Origin of the sequence: Pandoraea sp. PE-S2R-1, from assembly GCF_002179865.1 — a bacterium.
GTDB lineage: Bacteria > Pseudomonadota > Gammaproteobacteria > Burkholderiales > Burkholderiaceae > Pandoraea.
Map to the genome: position 1 here is coordinate 165,748 of NZ_NGUR01000005.1, position 19,697 is coordinate 185,444.

Below are 19,697 nucleotides of genomic sequence, written 5' to 3' on the forward strand. Positions count from 1 at the left end.
CCGAGTCGTCGTTGAGTTCACGCCTGGGGAGGGCCGTGCCATGACGCCGAAGACGCGCCGCACCATCGATTGCGGCCAACGCGGAGCCGCCGCTGCATGTCACGCGGCCACCGCCATTGCACTGGTTGCCGCGACTTTGATGGCGAGCAACGTCCATGCGCAGGAAGCCATGCTGCGCGCCAACAATCAGGTCTGGCTCGACGGCGGGGTGCAGCAACTGCACTACTGGGAAAACATCGGCGCGGGCAAAAGCGATTCCGAGCGAGGCACCACTGCCGCGTTCGGGCTCGGTGCGTCCACACAGCATCAGCTGTTCGGGATTTCCAATCTGTACTTCAGTGGTCAGGTGCGCGTTGCCCACGGCACCACGGATTACGGCGGCTATTTGCAGGACCCGACGGGCCGCGTGGTGCTGCCGAACTACCAGATGAGTACGCGCTCCACCGCGACCGACGTCACGCTCAAGGCGGGCAAGGCGCTGCCGTTCATGCTCGGCACGTGGCACGCGCAAGTCGTCCCGTACGTGAGCTACAGCTATCGCGATTGGATTCGAGACAGCAGCCGCGACCCGTACGGTTTCTACGAGCGTTATCGGCACCATGTGGTGGGCGGCGGTCTGATGGGCCAGCTCGAAGTCACCTCGAAACTGGTGGCAACGGCCGATGTACGCGCCGGTGCCATCCTCGGTGCTTCAATGACGCTGGCCGGCTCGCAGAACACGTTCACGCTGGGCAGCAAGCCGGTGGTCGTGGCGGGCTTCGGTCTGGACTACGCGGTGACGCGCAATTTCCACGTGAACACCACCTACGAGTGGTCGCGCTTCCAGTACGGCCGCTCCGACGTGACGCAGGTCTCGCCGGGCGTGAACGCCTACGAACCCGATTCGAAGACGATCAACCAGACATGGATGATCGGCGTGGGGTACGCGTTCTGAAACCGCGACCCCTTACCCTTACCCTTACCCTTACGCTCAGGTCGCGCCTTCCACGTCCTCGAGACTGAACGTCTCGGTGTGGTCGTTGTACGAGAAGATCTCGGCGTAGCGGCCCCAGTTGATGGCCGTATCGAGCGTTTCCTGGGCGAGATCGTCCGACATCGAATCTTCCAGTTCCTGTTCGAAACGCACACGTGGCGCCCGCCCGCCGCGACGCTCCTGCAACACGGCACGAATCTTCGCGGCGAGCGGCACGTGACGCAGCAGATGCTCGGCGAACAGCACCTTGCGCTCCTGCGTGCTCACGTCCACAAAACGCTTGCCGGCCGCCGTCAGCAGCAGGTCGCCTTCCTTGAGTTCGGCAAAGCCCAACTGGTCGAGAATTTCCGCCACCGGGAACAGATCGTCGACTTCGAGCAGCAGCGTCTGCGCGATATCCGGCAAGTCGGCGCGGCCGTTGTAGGGCGGGCCGGCCAGCGCTTCGAGCAGACCGGCCATCAGGTTGGTCGACACTTCGTGCAGCGGGCTCGACAGCTCCAGCGGAATCTTCTGCGTGGTGTGCGCGTTACGGCGCGAGGTCATCAGCGCGTAGATATCGTCGACCATCTTGCGGAAGGCCGGGTCGAGACGGTTACGACGGTGCGGGAACGGCACCTTGATCTCGGCCACCACGCGCCCCGGGTTCGACGACAGCACCAGAATGCGGTCGCACATGAACACGGCTTCTTCAATGTTGTGCGTGACGATCAGGATCGACTTGATCGGCAGCTGGCGCTGGCTCCACAGGTCGAGCAGGTCGGTACGCAGCGTCTCGGCGGTCAGCACGTCGAGCGCGGAGAACGGCTCGTCCATGAGCAGCAGCGTGGGGTTGACCACCAGCGCACGCGCGAAGCCCACGCGTTGGCGCATGCCGCCCGAGAGTTCGCGCGGATAGGCGTTCTCGAAGCCGTCCAGACCAATCAGGTCGATCGCGGCAAGCGCCCGCTTGCGGCGCTCTTTCGGTTCGACGCCGAGGGCTTCGAGACCGGCTTCCACGTTTTGCAGCACGGTCAGCCACGGGAACAGCGCGAAGGTCTGGAACACCATCGCCACGCCTTCGGGCGGCCCTTCGAGCGGCTCGCCGAGGTAGCGGATGTCGCCCGAGCTGGGCTGGATCAGGCCGGCGATGATGCGCAGCAGCGTCGACTTGCCCGAGCCCGAGCGGCCGAGCATGCCGACGATTTCGCCTTCATGCAGTTGCAGGTTCACGCCATCGAGCACCTGACGCTCGTCGCTGCCCTTGCGGAAGCCGCGGCTGACATTGGCGAGCGAGAAGATCTCTTTTCCGACGGTCGGTTGGGTATCGTTCGGCATCACGGTCCCTTCAATTCAGGCGAAGCTTGTTTTCGGCGATGGCGTACATCGGACGCCACAGCAAGCGGTTGAACAGTACGACGAACAGCGCCATCACGGCGATGCCCAGCAGAATGCGCGGATAGTCGCCGGCCGCCGTGGTTTGCGCGATGTAGGCGCCCAGACCGTGCGCGGCGAGCTTGTCGTCGCCCCACTGCACGTATTCCGAGACGATCGACGCGTTCCATGCGCCGCCCGAGGCGGTAATCGCGCCCGTCACGTAGTACGGGAAGATGCCCGGCAGCATGATCTGACGCCACCATTGCCAGCCGCGAATGCGGAAGTTGGTAGCGGCTTCCTTGAAATCGTTCGGGAAGGTGGTCGCGCCGGCAATCACGTTGAACAGGATGTACCACTGCGTGCCGAGCACGATCAACGGCGAGAGCCAGATGTCGGGGTTGGCGTGGAAATGCACGATTGCCACCACGAAGATCGGGAACAGCAGGTTCGCCGGGAAGGCCGCGAGGAACTGGGCGAGCGGCTGAATCCGTTCGGCGAGCTTGGGGCGCAGGCCGATCAGCACGCCCAGCGGCACCCACACGACCGACGCCACAGCGATCAGCACCATCACACGCACCAGCGTAATCAGGCCCAGACCGAACACCCGCAGGATTTCGGAAAAGCCGACTTCAGCCAGTACGAAGGCGACGATCTTCCACGCGGCGAACACGCTGAGCACGACCAGCAACGCTGCCCAGATCCAGTCAATGACGCGAGACAGCGGCGAATTCGACTCGGAATGGATGGCCGCCGGCAGCGAGATCGGCATGCGCGCGCGGGCAATCGTGCGCAGCAGCTTGCCGAACGGGCGCAGCAGGTACTGAATCGCACGGGTGCGTTGAATCATGTTCAGCACCCACGACTCGGGGGCGGCCTGCGAGACCGTGTCTTCCAGACGGAATTTGTCCGACCAGGCGACCATCGGGCGGAACAGGAACTGGTCGTAAATCAGGATGACAACCGTCATGGCGAGAATCACCCAGCCCACGGCGTGCAGATCGCGCTGGAGGATGGCGGTGGCCAGATAGGCACCGATGCCCGGCAGCGTGACCGTCTTGTCGCCCACGGTGATAGCTTCGGACGCGACCACGAAGAACCAGCCGCCCGACATGCTCATCATCATGTTCCAGATGAGGCCGGGCATCGAGTAGGGCACGTCGAGCTTCCAGAAGCGCTGCCACGGCGAGAGCCGCAGGTTCACCGAGACTTCGGCGAGATCGCGTGGCTGGGTTCGCATCGACTGGTAGAACGAGAACGTCATGTTCCACGCCTGACTCGTGAAGATCGCGAATATCGCGGCGCACTCGGCGCCCAGCACGCGCCCGGGGAAGAGCGCGAGGAAGAACGTCACCGTGAACGAGATGTAGCCCAGCACCGGCACCGACTGGAGGATGTCGAGCATCGGTACGAGCAGCTTCTCGGCGCGACGGCTCTTGGCGGCGAGCGTGCCGTAGATCAGCGTGAAGATCAGCGAGGCGACCATCGCGGCGAGCATGCGCAGCGTGGTGCGTAGCGCGTACTCGGGCAGATTGGACGGATCAAGCGAGATGACTTCGGTTTGCAGATCGGCCAGCGGTGCCCAAGTCTGGCGAATGCCTGAAGAACTGACCATCAGAAAACCGATGATGATCGGGAAGGCAATGAAATCCCAGCGATTGGGCAGCAGGCGTCGCGCGGTGGCGGGAATGAACGGTCGGGCTACGCGCGGCATCAGGACCTCGTGATTTTGAGGGGTCGGACGAACAACGGACTCGGCGTCGGCATGCGTCGTGGCAGGGATCGCAGCGGGTTGGTTGCCCGCAAAATTGCCAGCGATCGCGCACGTACACATGGACGGCAGCGGATGCTACCAGATTGACCCGCAAAATGATGTTAAAGCGACCGCATCGGGCTGGCAAACGGCGATCACCATTTGCCGACTGTGGTTTTTATGCTGCACTGCCGCAGTTACGGTTTCGAAGGGTAAGACAGTTTAGATATCTCGGGTGCAGGCCGCAAAAATTGTCACATTTACGTTGCTCCCGGATGTGAACTTTGCGTCACTTGGAAGGCCGAATCCCCGCGGCTTGCTTCGTGCCGTGCGGTGGTGTAGTGTGCACCGCTTGTTCGGGCCGCCGGTACTCGATGTACGCCATGTACAAAGGACCGCCTGGCCGACCCGCCCCCAATTTCAAGAACAGTAAGGAAGCGCCGCATGACGACGCCAATGGATGCGCGTTGCGAGCGCGCACGACAACTGAGTGCCGCTGGCCGGCTGGGCGAAGCGATTGCTGAACTGCGCCAGTTGCTCAAACAGGCGCCGGAGTTCCTGCCCGGCCTTGAAGGGCTCGCCTATGTTTCGCTGCGGATGAACGCGTTCGACGCGGCGGCCGATGCGTTCGACCGGATGCTGGCGCTGGTGCCGCAGGCTGGGGCGCAAGTCACTTTCGACGCGGCGATGGCCAGTTTGCAGGCGGGCCGGCCCATGCGTGCCGACGCGCTGTTCGAGTCGGCCGTGCAGCAGTCTCCCGATGTCATCGGTGCGATGCACACGATCGGCATGACCTGGGCGCAGGCGGGCGATAACGCGCGTGCGCTGACCTGGTTCGAGCGCACCGCCGCCAAGGCCCCTGCGCTGTGGCAAGCCCACTTCAACCGTGGCCGTGCGCTGGGTGCACTGGGCCGCTACGACGAAGAAATCGATGCCTACCGGCTCGCCAACGCCATTGCGCCGCAGCAGCCCGACCCGCTGGTCAATCTCGGCGTGGCGCTGCGCGAGCGGCACGCTTTCCAAGACGCCTTGCAGTGCTTCACCCAAGCCGTGAAATCGTCGCCGGAACACGCGGGCGCCCGTACCAATCGTGCGCAGACGAATCTGTTGCTCGGCGACTTCGAGCATGGCTGGCGTGACTATGAATGGCGTTGGCTCGATGGCGGGCAAACGCGCCGCTTCCCCGATCGGCTGTGGGACGGCCGTGCGCCGCTGGCGGGCAAGAAAGTCTTTGTTTATAGCGAACAGGGTTTTGGCGACACGCTTCAGTTCGTGCGCTTCGTGCCCCGGCTGGTGGAACTGGGCGCGCAGGTGATGCTCTGCGTGCAGGCGCCGCTCGTCACGCTGCTGGGCGGTTTTGCGCGTGGCGTGACGGTGCTGGGCGAGCATATGCCGGTGCCGTCGTTCGACTGGCAGATGCCGTTGCTCAGCCTGCCGTATTTGCTCGGCGTCGGCGGTGACGTGAGCAGTGGGCACATGCCTTATGTGCGCTCAAGTGCGGCGCGCGAAATGATCTGGCGCTCGATGCTCGGGGCGAAACCGGCGGGCGAAGTGCGCGTGGGCTTTGCCTGGCGCCCGCGTCCGTTCCCGCCGAATCGCGATGTCGGCCTCGATCGCTGGAAGCCGGTGTTCGCCACTGGCGCAAAGTTCTTTTCCTTGCAAGTGGACGCGACCGACGAAGAGCGCGCGCAACTGGCCACGCACGCCAACGTGCGCGACATCGGCGCGAAGCTCAGCGATTTTGCCGAGACGGCGGCCGTCATTGCGCAGATGGACGCGGTGATTACGGCGGACACCGCCGTGGCACACGTGGCAGGGGCGCTTGGCAAACCGGTGTGGGTGTTGCTCAACCACACGCCTGACTGGCGCTGGCAACTGACGCGGCGCGACAGCGAGTGGTACCCGTCGGCAGCGCTTTATCGCCAGCCGCAGCGCGGCGACTGGGATGCGGTGATGGCGCAGGTGAGTGCGGATCTGGATGCCATCGCGACGAACGCGAAGGCGGAGTCGGTCGCGGGTTGAGCTCAACGATGGCCGCATTCGGCCATCGATCCACTCAACCGGCCACTCGGGCAGGCCGCCTTGACGGCCGCCCGGGTCAGCCGATATCGCTTTGATCGACCTCTTCGTCGCGCATACGCGTATAGATGTTCCAGCACGCGATGAAGAGGGCGGCGATGAGCGGGCCGATCACGAACCCGGTCAGCCCGATGAGCGACATGCCGCCGAGCGTGGAGATCAGTACCACCCAGTCGGGCAGCTTGGTGTCTTTGCCCACGAGGATCGGGCGCAGCACGTTGTCGACCAGACTGACGATGGTGCCGCAGAAGGCGAAGAGGATGACCCCGCGCCAGATATCGCCCGAGAGAAAAAGCCACACGCCCACGGGCACCCACACGAAGGCCGCGCCCACGGCCGGCAGCAGTGACAGAAACGCCATCACCACGGCGGCCAGCACGTACCCCTGAATTCCCAACACCGCGAAGATGAAGCCGCCGAGCACGCCCTGTGCTACGGCCACGGCGATGTTGCCCTTCACCGTGGCACGCACGACCGTCGTGAACTGCTTGAGCAACTGCGTCTTGTGACGCTCGTCGAGCGGAATGGCGCGGCGGATGATCACGCCCAGAACGATCCCGTCACGTAGCAGGAAGAACAGCAGATAGAGCATCACGCCGAAGCTGACGAGCAATTGCGCCGTGTTCTGGCCGATGCTCAGCAGGTAGACGGCCACGAAGCGGCCGATCTGCGCGGCACCGTCGCCGAGTTTCAGTTGCATGGCGGTGACGTCCTGTATCCCGGCCAGATCCATGATCCGGTGCACGCTCAGGGGCAGGCGGTCGAGCAGCCCCTGAAACGCGATGGTGAGTTGCGGCAGGTCGGTGCGAAAGCGCACGATGGCCGTGCCGATTTCCTGCGTGAGCATGCCGACGATCAGCGTGAGCGGCAGGATCACGATGATCAGGATCAGTGACAGGGTGACGAGGGCGGCCAGATTCTTGCGTCCCCGCATACGAAGCTCGATGCGGCGCTGAATCGGCTGGAACAGCACGGCCAGAATCGTTCCCCAGAAGACGGCGCCGAACAGCGGAAACAGAATCCACACGAAGGCGATCGTCACGGCGAACAGCAGGAGATGGAAGAACTTGCGCTGCTCGCTACGGCTTGACATGAGATTTCCTCGAAGCGGCTGGGGGTGTCAACGGCTCGGCGGAGGTGTCACGCGTCGTACGCGTGGCACTCGCCGTAGCTGACGTAACCGTTGTCGTTGTCGTCGGCGTCGGTGCGGTCGGCGGCTTACGTGTCGTTATATCAGACTCGGATGGTGTCGCCGCGAGCGCGGCCGCTTCCTGCATGATCTGGTGGACGAGCGGATGACCTTCGCCGCGCCGCGAGCGAATCGCGTGAATTTCTTCGTGCACGCCTTGCGGCCGTCCGAGCCAACGCAGGCCGCGCAGTACCGACACGTCGCCCGCGCCGGCTTCGCTCAGCGGAAAGACGCCCATGCCGCGCGTGGCGAAGACCGCCATCAACGCGCTGTCTTCGAATTCGCCGATGATGTTCGGACGTATGGCTTGGGCTTCGAACCATTGGTCGAGGCGCGCCCGCAGGGCCGAATGTCCGGTCGGCATCAGGACGGGGAGTTCGGTGAGGCACTGCGGAAAGTGTTCGCGTGAGGCGTTACGCACGAGCGACGCGGGGCCGTACCAGTCGACGGGGGATTCGATAAGGCGTTCGCTCGCGAGCCGCAGTGTGGGGTTGTAGGGGGCGGGCTGGCTGGCGAGTACGAGATCGAGCTTGTGCAGGGCGAGTTCGGCGAGCAGTTGTTCGTGCTCGCCTTCATGGCAGACAAGCCGCAGCGAGGGGGTAGTGAGCACCGGCGCGAGCAGAGCGTGGGCGGCGAGTTTCGAAATCCCGTCCGAGAGACCGACCGCCAGACGTGCGACGCGACCGCTGGCGGCTTCGCGGACTTCGTCAGGAATCGACTGTCCGAGCCGGAAGATTTCTTCCGCGCGCCGGAATGCGGCTTGGCCGGGTTCGGTCATGGTCACGCCGCGCCCGAGCGGCTTGAGCAACTGGTGGCCCAGCGACTTTTCCAGCTCGCGAACCTGGGCGCTGATCGTCTGCACGGCCATGTCGAGGCGCTCGGCCGCCCTTGCGAAGCCTCCCTCCTTGACGACGACCCAGAAATAGTAAAGATGACGGTAGTTCAACATAAAGCGGCAACTTCGAAAAAACCGAACTAAGGTGAAGTATATAGCTGGTTTTTGCGAAACATGAGTTCGACGATGATGCTGACCTGAACCCGCGTGAAGCGATGTTGGCGGGACAACAAACGAAATCGGGGCGGCTGGCGAGGGTGGTTGGCGGCGCGATTTCGATAACTCTACGGAAACTCTGGCGCACTTATGGACTATCTGCTTGCTTTGGCGGCCGACCCGGCGGTATGGGCGGCGCTCGTTACGCTGGTGGTGATGGAGGTCGTGCTTGGCATCGACAACCTGATCTTCATTTCGATCTTGACCAACAAGTTGCCGTTGTCGATGCGCGCGCGCACGCAGCGCATGGGCATTGCGTTGGCGTTGGTGATGCGTCTGGCGTTGCTGGGCACGGTGGCCTGGATTGCCAAGCTGACCACGCCGCTGTTCGAGTTGTTCGATCACGGGTATTCGTGGCGCGACCTGATTTTGATTTCAGGCGGTCTGTTCTTGGTGTGGAAGGCGACCAAGGAGATGCACCATCACGTGGCGTCCGGCACAGGCGACGAGTCGCACGCTGAGACGGGCTCGGCGGCTGGCGCGGTGGTGACGATCACGGCGAAGGCGGCGGTGATTCAGATCCTGGTGCTGGACCTGGTGTTCTCGATCGACAGTATCGTGACGGCGGTGGGCATGACGGAGCACATCCCGATCATGTTTATTGCGGTGATTGCTGCGGTGACGGCGATGTTGTTCATGGCGGGGCCGCTCTCGCGATTCATCGCAGCGAACCCGACCGTGATCATGCTGGCGCTGGGCTTCCTGCTGGTGATCGGTATGACGCTGATTGCCGAAGGCATGGGATCGCACATACCGAAGGGCTACATCTACGCAGCCATGGCATTCTCGGCGTTCGTTGAAGGCCTGAACATGCTGACGCGTCGTGCCAAAGCGCGGCGCGACGTGGAGAAGGCGCGCGTAGTGGAGTGACCTGTGCCCGGCGATACGCAACAGGTATGACGTGCGTGTCGAAGGCTGACTGACTTCACGTCGCTGCGATATTGGGTGAATTGCGGGTGAAGTGAACAAGGCGGTGCCGATGAGAATCGGCGCCGCTTTTTCGTTTGGGCGATGCGATTGAAGAGTTCGATTTTTACGAAGTTGATTGAATGGAAATGCAGGTTTTTCGGGATGCCGCTGACCGATACATTGAGGACGTTGTCTTTTACGTGACGGAGCGAAACGATGAAATGTCCTGTGTGCAGTACCCCGGATCTGTTGATGACGGAGCGTCAGGGAGTGGAGATCGATTACTGCCCGATCTGCCGAGGCGTGTGGCTGGACCGTGGCGAGCTGGACAAGCTGATCGAGCGCACGGACGGGAGCGCGACAATGCCGGCGCATCTGACCCGCAACGGTGATCGTAGCGACCGAGGTGAGCGCCGGGATGGCGACGAACGCGGCCAGCACATCGAGCGGGAGTATCGCAAGGAGAGCCAGAGCCACGGCTTCGGCCATAGCGGCGAACAGCGCCGCGACGCCCACTACGGCCACGACGACCGCCGCCGTCACTACGATCAGCCAAGAAAGAAGAAGTCGCTGTTTGAGATGTTCGACTTTGATTGATACGGAGGGGAAGTGAGGTAATCGCAGACAGCGCACTCGCACAGACGAAGAAAAAGCCGCTGATCCTTTTGGAACAGCGGCTTTTTACATCTGGTGGCGAATCAGGGACTCGAACCCCGGACCTGCGGATTATGATTCCGTCGCTCTAACCAACTGAGCTAATTCGCCGTAGAAAAAGATTATATGAAGGGCGCCTTGGGCTGTCAACAGGTTTTTACGAGAAGATGAAAATAACCGCCTCAGCCCTCACCACCTTCCGTCGCACAAAAAGACAACGCCGGTACCCGAAGGCACCGGCGTTGACGATCCATTCAACCTGTCTGGCAGGTCACGCCGTTAGTCGTTGGCGTAGATATCGACGTCCTTCGTCTCCTTGATGAAGAGCATGCCGATGACGAACGTGATCAGTGCGATGACGATCGGGTACCACAGGCCGGAGTAGATATTGCCCTTGGCCGCAACGATGGCGAACGCGGTGGCCGGCAGGAAGCCGCCGAACCAGCCGTTACCAATGTGATACGGCAGCGACATCGACGTGTAGCGAATGCGCGTCGGGAACATCTCGACCAGCATCGCCGCAATCGGGCCGTACACCATCGTCACGAAGATCACCAGAATCGCCAGCAGAATCACGACCATCGGCTTGTTCATCTGCGCCGGATCAGCCTTCGGCGGATAACCATCCGCCTTGAGCGTCGACGACATGTCGGTCTCGAACGCCTTGGTCTTGTCCTTCGCGTCCGCTGCCTTGCCGTCCACCGACTGGATCACCTTGTCGCCAATCTTCACCGTCGTCATCGTGCCCGCCGGTGCCGCCTGGTTCTCATAGTTCAAACCTGCGCGCGACAGATAGCTCTTCGCGATATCGCACGAACTGGTGAACTTCGACGTCCCCACCGGGTTGAACTGGAACGAGCACTCGTTCGGGTCGGCGATCACCGTGATCGGCGAACGGGCCGTTGCCGCTTCCAGTGCCGGGTTGGCGTAGTGCGTCAGTGCCTTGAAGATCGGGAAGTACAGCAGTGCCGCGAGCAGGCAGCCGGCCATGATGATCGGCTTGCGGCCAATCTTGTCCGACAACGCGCCGAAGAACACGAAGAACGGGCTGCCGATCAACAGACCCAACGCCACCATGATGTTGGCGGTGTTGCCGTCGACCTTGAGCACCTGTGTCATGAAGAACAGCGAATAGAACTGGCCCGTGTACCACACGACTGCCTGACCGGCGGTCAAGCCGACCAGCGCCAGAATCACGATCTTCAGGTTCTTCCACTCACCGAACGATTCCTTGAGCGGTGCCTTCGAGCCCTTGCCCTCAGCCTTCATGCGCTGGAATGCCGGCGATTCGCTCAGTTGCAGACGAATCCACAGCGAGATCAGCAGCAGCACGATCGACAGCACGAACGGAATGCGCCAGCCCCACTCACCGAACGCTTCTTCGCCCATCACCATACGCGTGCCGAGAATGACCAGCAGCGAGAGGAACAGACCGAGCGTGGCCGTCGTCTGAATCCACGACGTGTAGAAGCCACGACGACCGTGCGGGGCATGCTCGGCCACATACGTGGCAGCACCACCGTATTCGCCGCCGAGGGCCAGACCCTGCAACAGACGCATCGCGATGAAGATCACCGGCGCGGCAATGCCCCACGACGTGTAGCCCGGCAGCAAGCCGACGACCAGCGTGGACAGACCCATCAACGTGATGGTCACGAGGAACGTATATTTGCGGCCGACCATGTCACCGATGCGGCCGAACACGATGGCGCCAAACGGACGCACCGCGAAGCCTGCCGCAAACGACAGCAGCGTAAAGATGAATGCCGCAGTCGGGTTGATGCCCGAGAAAAAGTGCCGGCTGATGAAGGCGGCCAGCGAACCGGCCAGATAAAAGTCGTACCACTCGAACACCGTGCCCAGCGACGACGCGAAGATGACCTTGCGTTCCTCTTTGGTCATCGGCGCATGCGTAGTGGCTGTCGTTGCAGTAGCCATGCGGTTGTCTCCTGTAATGTAAGCACGCCCCTGGGTCGTGCCCGGGCCGTTGCAACTGATTATTGGAGTGCAACCTTACCGCCGTCTGACGCCAAACTGACTCGAAGCTTACGTTGCTAGGGACTTACCCTCGTCTTTGCCCCGAAATTGACGGTTTTGGACGCATTTTCGTCAGGCATCCGGGTTTCCGATAGGGTCCCCAAGGGGCAGGGTGACGCGTATCAACGTGCCCGTTGCTTCGGGATGCTGCGCGTCGACATGGTCGAGCACATTCACGTCGCCACGATGGATCTGCACGATCTCGCGCACGATCGCGAGCCCCAGTCCGCTGCCGTCGCTGTCGCTGCCGAGAATGCGATAAAAGCGCTCGAACACACGCGGGCGCTCCGCCGCCGGAATGCCCGGCCCGGTGTCTTCGACTTCCAGATGCACGAAGCCATCCGAGGCTTCATGACGCAGCCGCACGGTGACCTTGCCGCCCGCCGGTGTGTAGCGAATCGCATTGTCGATCAGGTTGTTGAGCAACTCGCGCAGCATCACGGGCTGGCCCGACAGTTGCACGGGGAACGGCGGCTCTTCGAAGCCCAGATCGATGCGCTTGGCGAACGCGGCCTGAAACCAGTCCTGCATCGCATTGCGTGCCAGCACGCTGAGATTGACCGGCGTGAACGCGGCCGCATCGTTCGCGCTGTTTTCTGCGCGGGCCAGTGCCAGCAACTGATTGACGAGGCGTGCTGCCTGCTCGGAACTCACGGCGATCTGCGAGAGCGAGCGGCGCAATTCATCGGGCGATGTTTGCCGCAACGCCAGCTCGGCTTGCATGCGCAGCCCCGCGAGCGGCGTCTTCAATTGATGGGCGGCGTCGGCGATGAAGCGCTGCTGGAGCTTCATGTTTGTCTCAAGCCGCCCCAGCAGATCGTTCAGCGAATTCACGAGCGGGGCAATCTCCGGCGGCGCTTGCCGGGCTTCGAGTGGCGAGAGATCGTCGGGACGCCGCGCGCGAATGTGTTCCTGCAACGCATGCAACGGGGCGAGGCCGCGCGACAGCCCGAACCAGACAAGCACGATGGCCAGCGGCAGGATGACGAACTGCGGCAGGATCACGCCCTTGATGATTTCGTTCGCCAGTTGGCTGCGCTTGTCGAGTGTCTCGGCGACTTGAGCGAGCGCCATGCCGCCTTTCGGTTCGAGACGCGGCAGATCGACATAAGTGAACGCTACGCGAATGTCGTTGCCACCGAGGGTTTCGTCGCGAAATTGCACGACACCCGGCTGCGGGCGGTCGTCTTCATGAGGCAGCGGCAAGTCGGCGGTGCCGGCTACGAGTTCGCCCTTCGCGCCAAGTACCTGAAAGTAGACACTGTCGGTCGCGTCGGCGCGCAGCAGATCGCGCGCGGGCATGGGCAGCGTCAACGTGACTTGTCCGCGATCGGTATGGACCTGCTGGGCAAGCACGTAAGTGTTGGTTTCGAGGGCGCGATCAAAGGGGCCGTTGGCAATCGACTTGGCGACGAGATACGTCACCGCAATGCTCATCGGCCAGAGCAGCAGCAACGGCGCGAGCATCCAGTCGAGAATCTCGCCGAACAGCGAGCGGGGCGGGGGCTCGGCTTCGCGCTCGAGCGGCGCGCCGAAGCCGGGGCGCGTGAAGGGATCGGCGTAAGGGTCGAACGGGTCGGTGGTGTCGGCCGAGTCGAGCGACGGTTCTTCGATGTCGGGCGGGAAGGCGTCGTCGTATGCCGAACTTGACGAACTTGACGAACGCGACGGCCGAGAGCCGCCCGCCGTGTTCGCCGTGTTGGCATCGCGATGATGACGAAGACTCAGGCGCATAAAACCTCGGAATTTCTGGCGGGCCTTGCGTCTCTGAAGGCGCTGGTGTCCGGCCGGTGACGCTTGGCGGTCATCACGCCGGGTTCACTTGATCTGCGGCCGTCGTCCGGGTGGCATCCCGTGGGGCAGATCGCGTCACACCCCCGCGTCGCACCCCATCACGCCGCATTGGCAGGCGCGGTGGCGGGTTTTTCCAGACAGTAGCCCAGTCCGCGGATCGTCGCAATGCGCACGCCACTCGGCTCGATCTTCTTGCGCAGCCGGTGCATGTACACCTCGATGGCGTTGTTGCTCACCTCTTCGCCCCAGCCGCACAGATGGTCGACGAGCTGCTCCTTCGAGACGAGCCGGCCGGTGCGCAGCAGCAGCACTTCGAGCAGTTCGAGCTCGCGCGCCGACAGATCCAGCATCTGCTCATGAATATAGGCAGTGCGCCCGACCTGATCGAAACTGAGCGGGCCGTGCCGGATCACGGTCGAGCCGCCGCCCGCGCCGCGCCGCGTAAGCGCTCGCACGCGCGCTTCGAGTTCGGCGAGTGCAAACGGCTTCGCCATATAGTCGTCGGCGCCGAGATCGAGCCCTTTCACGCGCGCATCGACGCTGTCCGACGCGGTCAGGATCAATACAGGCAAATGGGAATTTCGTGCGCGCAACCGGCGCAGGACTTCGTGGCCAGGCAGGCGGGGCAAACCAAGATCGAGAATCAGCAGATCGAACGTCTGGGCGGACAGCGCGGAGTCGGCTTCGAGCCCGGTTTTGACGTGATCGACGGCGTAGCCTCCCTGACGCAGCGAGCGGGTCAGGGCGTCAGCCAGAATGCTGTCATCCTCTGCGATGAGAATTCGCATGGGCGTGATAGGCTTGTTAGGCACCGGAGCCTGACGGCTGCGGCGTGTCTCCTGTGATGTTGCGGCGCGTGGTTCGCGGCTTTTTTTGTCGTTTCGGCGCTTTCGGACAACAGGCACTTGCCAAAAGCACTGTTTTTTTATACAGTGCTGGCATTCACGCCTCACTCGAGCCGTCTCGCTCATCATATCAAAGGACGATTCATGGAAGAAAGCAAGAAAGGGTCTGCCAATCTGTCGGCCGAGAAGGGCAAGGCGCTCGCCGCTGCCCTCGCGCAGATCGAAAAGCAATTCGGCAAGGGCTCGATCATGCGTCTGGGCGACAGCGAGGTCGAAGCTGACATCCAGGTCGTCTCGACCGGCTCGCTGGGTCTGGACATCGCGCTCGGCGTCGGTGGCCTGCCGCGCGGCCGTGTGATCGAAATCTACGGCCCGGAATCGTCGGGCAAGACGACGCTCACGCTGCAAGTCGTGGCGGAAATGCAAAAGATCGGCGGCACCTGCGCGTTCATCGACGCAGAACACGCCCTCGACGTCGGCTACGCCAGCAAGCTGGGCGTTTCGGTCCCGGAACTGCTGATTTCGCAGCCGGACACCGGTGAACAAGCATTGGAAATCGCCGACGCGCTGGTGCGTTCGGGCTCGATCGACCTCATCGTGATCGACTCGGTGGCGGCCCTGGTGCCGAAGGCCGAAATCGAAGGCGAAATGGGCGACTCGCTGCCGGGCCTGCAAGCCCGTCTGATGTCGCAGGCGCTGCGCAAGCTCACCGGCACGATCAAGCGGACGAACTGCACGGTTATCTTCATCAACCAGATCCGGATGAAGATCGGCGTGATGTTCGGCAACCCGGAAACGACGACGGGCGGTAACGCGCTGAAGTTCTACGCCTCGGTGCGTCTGGACATCCGCCGTATCGGTTCGATCAAGAAGGGCGACGAAGTCGTTGGTAACGAAACCCGCGTGAAGGTCGTCAAGAACAAGGTGGCGCCGCCGTTCCGCGAAGCCATCTTCGACATCCTGTACGGTCAGGGCATCTCGCGCGAAGGCGAAATCATCGATCTGGGCGTGACCGCGAAGATCGTCGAAAAGTCGGGCGCCTGGTATAGCTACAACGGCGAGAAGATCGGCCAAGGTAAGGACAACGCGCGCGAATTCCTGCGTGAAAATCCTGACATCGGCCACGAGATCGAAAACAAGGTGCGTGCATCGCTCGGCGTGACGGCGATCAACGAGACCGGCGAGATCGAAGCAGACGACGAGGTCTGATGACCCCCGAGTCAATACGGCAACGCGACGCTGATACGGCGTCGCGTTGCCGTTTTTGTTTGTTGTTTTGCTTTTGCCGTTCTGGTCTCGTTTTGGTCTCGTTCTAGTCCTATCCGCGCGCTCTTTTCATGATCAATCGACGTCCTCCCCGCAACCCGCAAGATCCGCCGCCTCCGCCGGGTGACGACGCGGTGGCGGTCAAGCGCTCGCGAAAACCGGTGCTCAGTCTCAAAGGCCGCGCCATGGGCTATCTGTCGCGCCGGGAATACAGCCGTGCGGAATTGCGCCGCAAGCTGATGCCGTACGCCGATGCCGAGGACCCCGAAGCACTGGATCGTCTGCTCGACACGCTTGAGGCCGAACGCTGGTTGTCCAACGAGCGGTTTGCGGAAAGTGTGGTGCACCGCCGCTCGTCGCGGCTCGGTACGTCGCGTATCGTCGGCGAACTCAAACAACATCAGGTCGACCCGGACACCGTCTCCGCGCTGGCCGAGCAATTGCGCGAGACTGAGTTGTCCCGCGCGCGTGCCGTCTGGCAACGCAAGTTCGGCGAAGTTGCCACCACCCCCGAGGCGCGCGCCAAGCAGATGCGCTTTCTCGCATCGCGTGGCTTTTCGCGTACCGTTATCAGCAAAATCGTACGGGGCGCCGACGAATTCCTGGACGACGACTGAGCCGCATCCGGCGAGCGCAAAAAATGTTTCTCATGAATAGGCGGCCATTCATCGGCAATGTGCGCCGTTCGTGAGGGCTTGCGAGGCACGTCACGTGACGTATGACGCGGCACGGAAACTCGCATGACACCTTGGTTGCGCGCTTATCGGGTTGTGGCGTCGCACCATGCTCGCCGCGACCTCGAAATTCGCATAACCCGACCGATGGGTCGGGTAATCGAGCCTTATGCAGCGGGCGTCTGCTGCACTGCGGCAGAAGACTTCGTGGCCTATGCTAGAATCAAGGTCTTTCTGCGTTCATGCATTGCACACTCTCGCATGCCGCTCTCTGAGCCCGCCCCTCGTACCCTGCGTCACCGCCGCACGATCGCTGTCGAAGCGTATTCGCGTGAGGATGGCCTATGGGACATCGAAGCCTGTCTGACCGATCACAAAGATCGGGATTTTGCATTGGCAACGGGCCTTCGCAAGGAGGGCACGCCGATCCACGAGCTGTGGCTACGCTTGACGATCGACGAAGATTTCGAGGTGCATGACGCCGAAGCCGTCTCTGACTGGGTGCCATATCCCGGCATTTGCGATCAGATCGGCCCCGAATACCGTCAGTTGATCGGTCTTAACCTGCGCAGCGGCTTCCGCCATGGTGTGCGCGAGCGACTCGCCGGCGCGGCAGGCTGTACGCATCTGACCGAACTTTGTAGTGTCCTGCCCACGGCAGCGATTCAGGCCTTTGCCGGTGTTGTCATCCATACACCGGACACTGCGGCCAATGACACCGAAAACACGGTGCCTCCTTTCCAACTCGGACATTGTCACGCCTTGCGGTTTGATGGCGAGGCAGTGCGCCGGTTTTACCCGCGCTGGTTCAACGGCCGCGCAAACGATCGAGCGAACGAGCCCACGACGCCCGCCACTACCGAAGCGGTGCGCGATGGTGCCTCGACTCGCAAGCTCGAACCCAAACTTCCAACTCAGCAAGAAGGGAATCACGCATGAAGATTCATGAGTATCAAGGCAAGGAAATCCTCCGGAAATTCGGAGTCGCGGTGCCCCGCGGCATTCCGGCTTATTCCGTGGATGAGGCCGTGAAGGCAGCCGAAGAACTCGGCGGTCCGGTTTGGGTGGTCAAGGCCCAGATTCACGCAGGCGGTCGCGGTAAGGGCGGTGGCGTGAAGGTGGCCAAGTCGCTCGAGCAAGTGCGCGAGTACGCCAACCAGATCCTCGGTATGCAACTGGTCACGCACCAGACCGGTCCGGAAGGCCAAAAGGTCAACCGCCTGTATATCGAAGAAGGCGCGGACATCAATAACGAACTGTACGTCAGCCTCGTGGTTGACCGCGTCACGCAGAAGATCGTGATGATGGGTTCGAGCGAAGGCGGCATGGACATCGAAGAAGTTGCCGAAAAGCATCCGGAACTGATTCACCACGTTGTCATCGATCCGTCGGCCGGTCTGACCGACGCGCAAGCCGACGACTTCGCCAAGAAGATCAGCGTCCCCGACGCTTCGATCCCGCAAGCCCGCGCGATCCTGCAAGGTCTGTACAATGCCTTCTGGGAAACCGACGCATCGCTGGCCGAAATCAACCCGCTGAACGTGTCGAGCAACGGCACGGTCACGGCACTGGACGCCAAGTTCAACTTTGATTCGAACGCCCTGTTCCGTCACCCGGAAATCGTCGCGTACCGCGATCTGGACGAAGAAGATCCGGCTGAAGTCGAAGCCTCGAAGTTCGATCTGGCCTACATCTCGCTCGACGGCAACATCGGCTGTCTGGTGAACGGTGCCGGTCTGGCCATGGCCACGATGGACACCATCAAGCTGTTCGGCGGCGAGCCGGCCAACTTCCTGGACGTGGGCGGTGGCGCCACGACGGAGAAGGTGACCGAAGCGTTCAAGATCATGCTGAAGAACCCGAACCTGACCGCGATCCTGGTCAACATCTTCGGCGGCATCATGCGCTGCGACGTGATCGCCGAAGGCGTGATCGCTGCATCGAAGGCCGTTTCGCTGAAGGTGCCGCTGGTCGTGCGCATGAAGGGCACGAACGAAGACCTGGGCAAGAAGATGCTCGCCGAATCCGGCCTGCCGATCATCGCCGCAGACAGCATGGAAGAAGCTGCCCAGAAGGTTGTTGCAGCTGCCAAAGGCAACTAACTAACTGTCTAAGCCGCAGCGGCGCACCGCCTCAGGGGTTGTGCGAACGCTGCCCGGCAACCGGATGAAGGAAATCAAGCAATGTCGATTCTGATCAACAAAGATACCAAGGTCATCACCCAGGGTATTACTGGCAAGACTGGCCAGTTCCACACCCGCATGTGCCGCGAATACGCGAACGGCAAGAACGCGTTCGTCGCAGGCGTGAACCCGAAGAAGGCCGGTGAGGACTTCGAGGGCATCCCCATTTTCGGTTCGGTCAAGGACGCCAAGCAACAAACCGGCGCCACCGTTTCGGTGATCTACGTCCCGCCCGCAGGCGCTGCTGCCGCGATCTGGGAAGCCGTCGAAGCCGATCTGGACCTGGCGATCTGTATCACGGAAGGCATCCCCGTTCGTGACATGATCGAAGTGAAGGACCGTATGCGCCGCGAAGGTCGCAAGACCCTGCTGCTCGGCCCGAACTGCCCGGGCGTGATCACGCCGGACGAACTGAAGATCGGCATCATGCCGGGTCACATCCACAAGAAGGGCCGCATCGGCGTCGTGTCGCGCTCGGGCACCCTGACGTACGAAGCTGTCGGCCAACTGACTGCCCTGGGTCTGGGCCAGTCGACCGCCGTCGGTATCGGTGGCGACCCGATCAACGGTCTGAAGCACATCGACGTCATGCAGATGTTCAACGACGATCCGGATACGGACGCCGTGATCATGATCGGTGAAATCGGTGGTCCGGACGAAGCTACGGCTGCTGAGTGGATCAAGGGCAACATGAAGAAGCCGGTCGTCGGCTTCATCGCAGGCGTGACGGCGCCTCCGGGCAAGCGCATGGGCCACGCCGGCGCGCTGATCTCGGGCGGTGCCGATACGGCCGAAGCCAAGCTGGCCATCATGGACGCCTGCGGTATCAAGGTGACCAAGAACCCGTCGGAAATGGGCCGCCTGCTCAAGTCGGTGCTGTAATTACCGCCGGTTGACTCCGTTGCGGCTGCCGGAACCGGTAGCCATCGCAATGAGTCAC

15 protein-coding genes, 1 tRNA gene and 1 pseudogene are annotated in these 19,697 nt (G+C 62.3%); 9 read left to right on the forward strand and 8 right to left on the reverse strand.

The features are described 5' to 3' along the window. Positions 1-40: 40 nt before the first annotated feature. A complete protein-coding gene (locus CDV44_RS01990; protein WP_087686443.1) occupies positions 41-934 on the forward strand; it encodes an outer membrane protein in 894 nt (297 codons plus the stop codon). 36 nt (positions 935-970) lie between these two features. Here CDV44_RS01990 and CDV44_RS01995 read toward each other — a convergent pair whose 3' ends face one another. Together CDV44_RS01995 and CDV44_RS02000 are read right to left on the reverse strand one after the other, a co-directional pair. Next, the gene (locus tag CDV44_RS01995) at positions 971-2,287 is read right to left on the reverse strand and encodes an AAA-associated domain-containing protein (RefSeq protein ID WP_087686444.1); all 1,317 of its coding nucleotides are present in this window, start codon (positions 2,285-2,287) and stop codon (positions 971-973) included. Positions 2,288-2,297: 10 nt separating this feature from the next. Then, positions 2,298-4,037 carry an ABC transporter permease subunit gene (locus CDV44_RS02000; RefSeq protein ID WP_058376084.1) on the reverse strand — a complete coding sequence of 580 codons (1,740 nt, stop codon included), beginning with the start codon at positions 4,035-4,037 and terminating at the stop codon, positions 2,298-2,300. A 483-nt stretch (positions 4,038-4,520) separates the two neighbouring features. Between CDV44_RS02000 and CDV44_RS02005 the strand changes: the two genes are divergently transcribed. After that, a complete protein-coding gene (locus CDV44_RS02005) occupies positions 4,521-6,098 on the forward strand; it encodes a tetratricopeptide repeat protein (RefSeq protein ID WP_087686445.1) in 1,578 nt (525 codons plus the stop codon). A 76-nt stretch (positions 6,099-6,174) separates the two neighbouring features. On the opposite strand, the gene CDV44_RS02010 is transcribed toward CDV44_RS02005, so the two are convergent. Together CDV44_RS02010 and CDV44_RS02015 are read right to left on the reverse strand one after the other, a co-directional pair. Then, positions 6,175-7,248 carry an AI-2E family transporter gene (locus CDV44_RS02010; protein WP_087686446.1) on the reverse strand — a complete coding sequence of 358 codons (1,074 nt, stop codon included), beginning with the start codon at positions 7,246-7,248 and terminating at the stop codon, positions 6,175-6,177. Positions 7,249-7,420: 172 nt separating this feature from the next. Further along, a pseudogene (locus CDV44_RS02015) lies at positions 7,421-8,293 on the reverse strand (LysR family transcriptional regulator); the annotation flags it as partial. Between the two features lie 192 nt (positions 8,294-8,485). Here CDV44_RS02015 and CDV44_RS02020 point away from each other — a divergent pair. After that, positions 8,486-9,265, forward strand: coding sequence for a TerC family protein (locus CDV44_RS02020; protein WP_087686448.1), 780 nt, complete (start codon positions 8,486-8,488; stop codon positions 9,263-9,265). Between the two features lie 255 nt (positions 9,266-9,520). Then, positions 9,521-9,901: a zf-TFIIB domain-containing protein gene (locus CDV44_RS02025; RefSeq protein ID WP_087686449.1), complete on the forward strand. Its 381-nt coding sequence runs from the start codon at positions 9,521-9,523 to the stop codon at positions 9,899-9,901. 91 nt (positions 9,902-9,992) lie between these two features. On the opposite strand, the gene CDV44_RS02030 is transcribed toward CDV44_RS02025, so the two are convergent. The 4 genes from CDV44_RS02030 to CDV44_RS02045 all read right to left on the reverse strand — a co-directional run bounded on the left by CDV44_RS02030 (position 9,993) and on the right by CDV44_RS02045 (position 14,577). Next, positions 9,993-10,069 (reverse strand) — tRNA-Met (locus CDV44_RS02030). 168 nt (positions 10,070-10,237) lie between these two features. Then, a complete protein-coding gene (locus CDV44_RS02035) occupies positions 10,238-11,896 on the reverse strand; it encodes an MFS transporter (protein WP_087686450.1) in 1,659 nt (552 codons plus the stop codon). 171 nt (positions 11,897-12,067) lie between these two features. After that, positions 12,068-13,729: a sensor histidine kinase gene (locus CDV44_RS02040; RefSeq protein ID WP_249277373.1), complete on the reverse strand. Its 1,662-nt coding sequence runs from the start codon at positions 13,727-13,729 to the stop codon at positions 12,068-12,070. Between the two features lie 158 nt (positions 13,730-13,887). After that, complete coding sequence (locus tag CDV44_RS02045; protein WP_058376078.1) at positions 13,888-14,577, reverse strand: response regulator transcription factor; 690 nt, start codon at positions 14,575-14,577, stop codon at positions 13,888-13,890. A gap of 201 nt (positions 14,578-14,778) precedes the next feature. Here CDV44_RS02045 and recA point away from each other — a divergent pair, with 201 nt between their 5' ends. The 5 genes from recA (at position 14,779) to sucD (ending at position 19,639) form a co-directional block, all read left to right on the forward strand. Continuing rightward, positions 14,779-15,843 carry a recombinase RecA gene (gene recA / locus CDV44_RS02050; RefSeq protein WP_058376077.1) on the forward strand — a complete coding sequence of 355 codons (1,065 nt, stop codon included), beginning with the start codon at positions 14,779-14,781 and terminating at the stop codon, positions 15,841-15,843. A gap of 128 nt (positions 15,844-15,971) precedes the next feature. Continuing rightward, complete coding sequence (gene recX, locus CDV44_RS02055; RefSeq protein WP_087686451.1) at positions 15,972-16,517, forward strand: recombination regulator RecX; 546 nt, start codon at positions 15,972-15,974, stop codon at positions 16,515-16,517. 318 nt (positions 16,518-16,835) lie between these two features. After that, entirely contained in the window at positions 16,836-17,513 is a 678-nt protein-coding gene (locus CDV44_RS02060; RefSeq protein WP_087686452.1) for a DUF2889 domain-containing protein, read from the forward strand. Further along, positions 17,510-18,676 (forward strand): ADP-forming succinate--CoA ligase subunit beta, encoded by a 1,167-nt coding sequence (sucC, locus tag CDV44_RS02065; RefSeq protein ID WP_087686453.1) that lies wholly within the window; start codon positions 17,510-17,512, stop codon positions 18,674-18,676. The genes CDV44_RS02060 and sucC overlap by 4 nt, the downstream gene beginning before the upstream one ends. Before the next feature lie 81 nt (positions 18,677-18,757). Continuing rightward, positions 18,758-19,639 carry a succinate--CoA ligase subunit alpha gene (gene sucD, locus CDV44_RS02070; protein ID WP_058376073.1) on the forward strand — a complete coding sequence of 294 codons (882 nt, stop codon included), beginning with the start codon at positions 18,758-18,760 and terminating at the stop codon, positions 19,637-19,639. Positions 19,640-19,697: the final 58 nt, after the last annotated feature.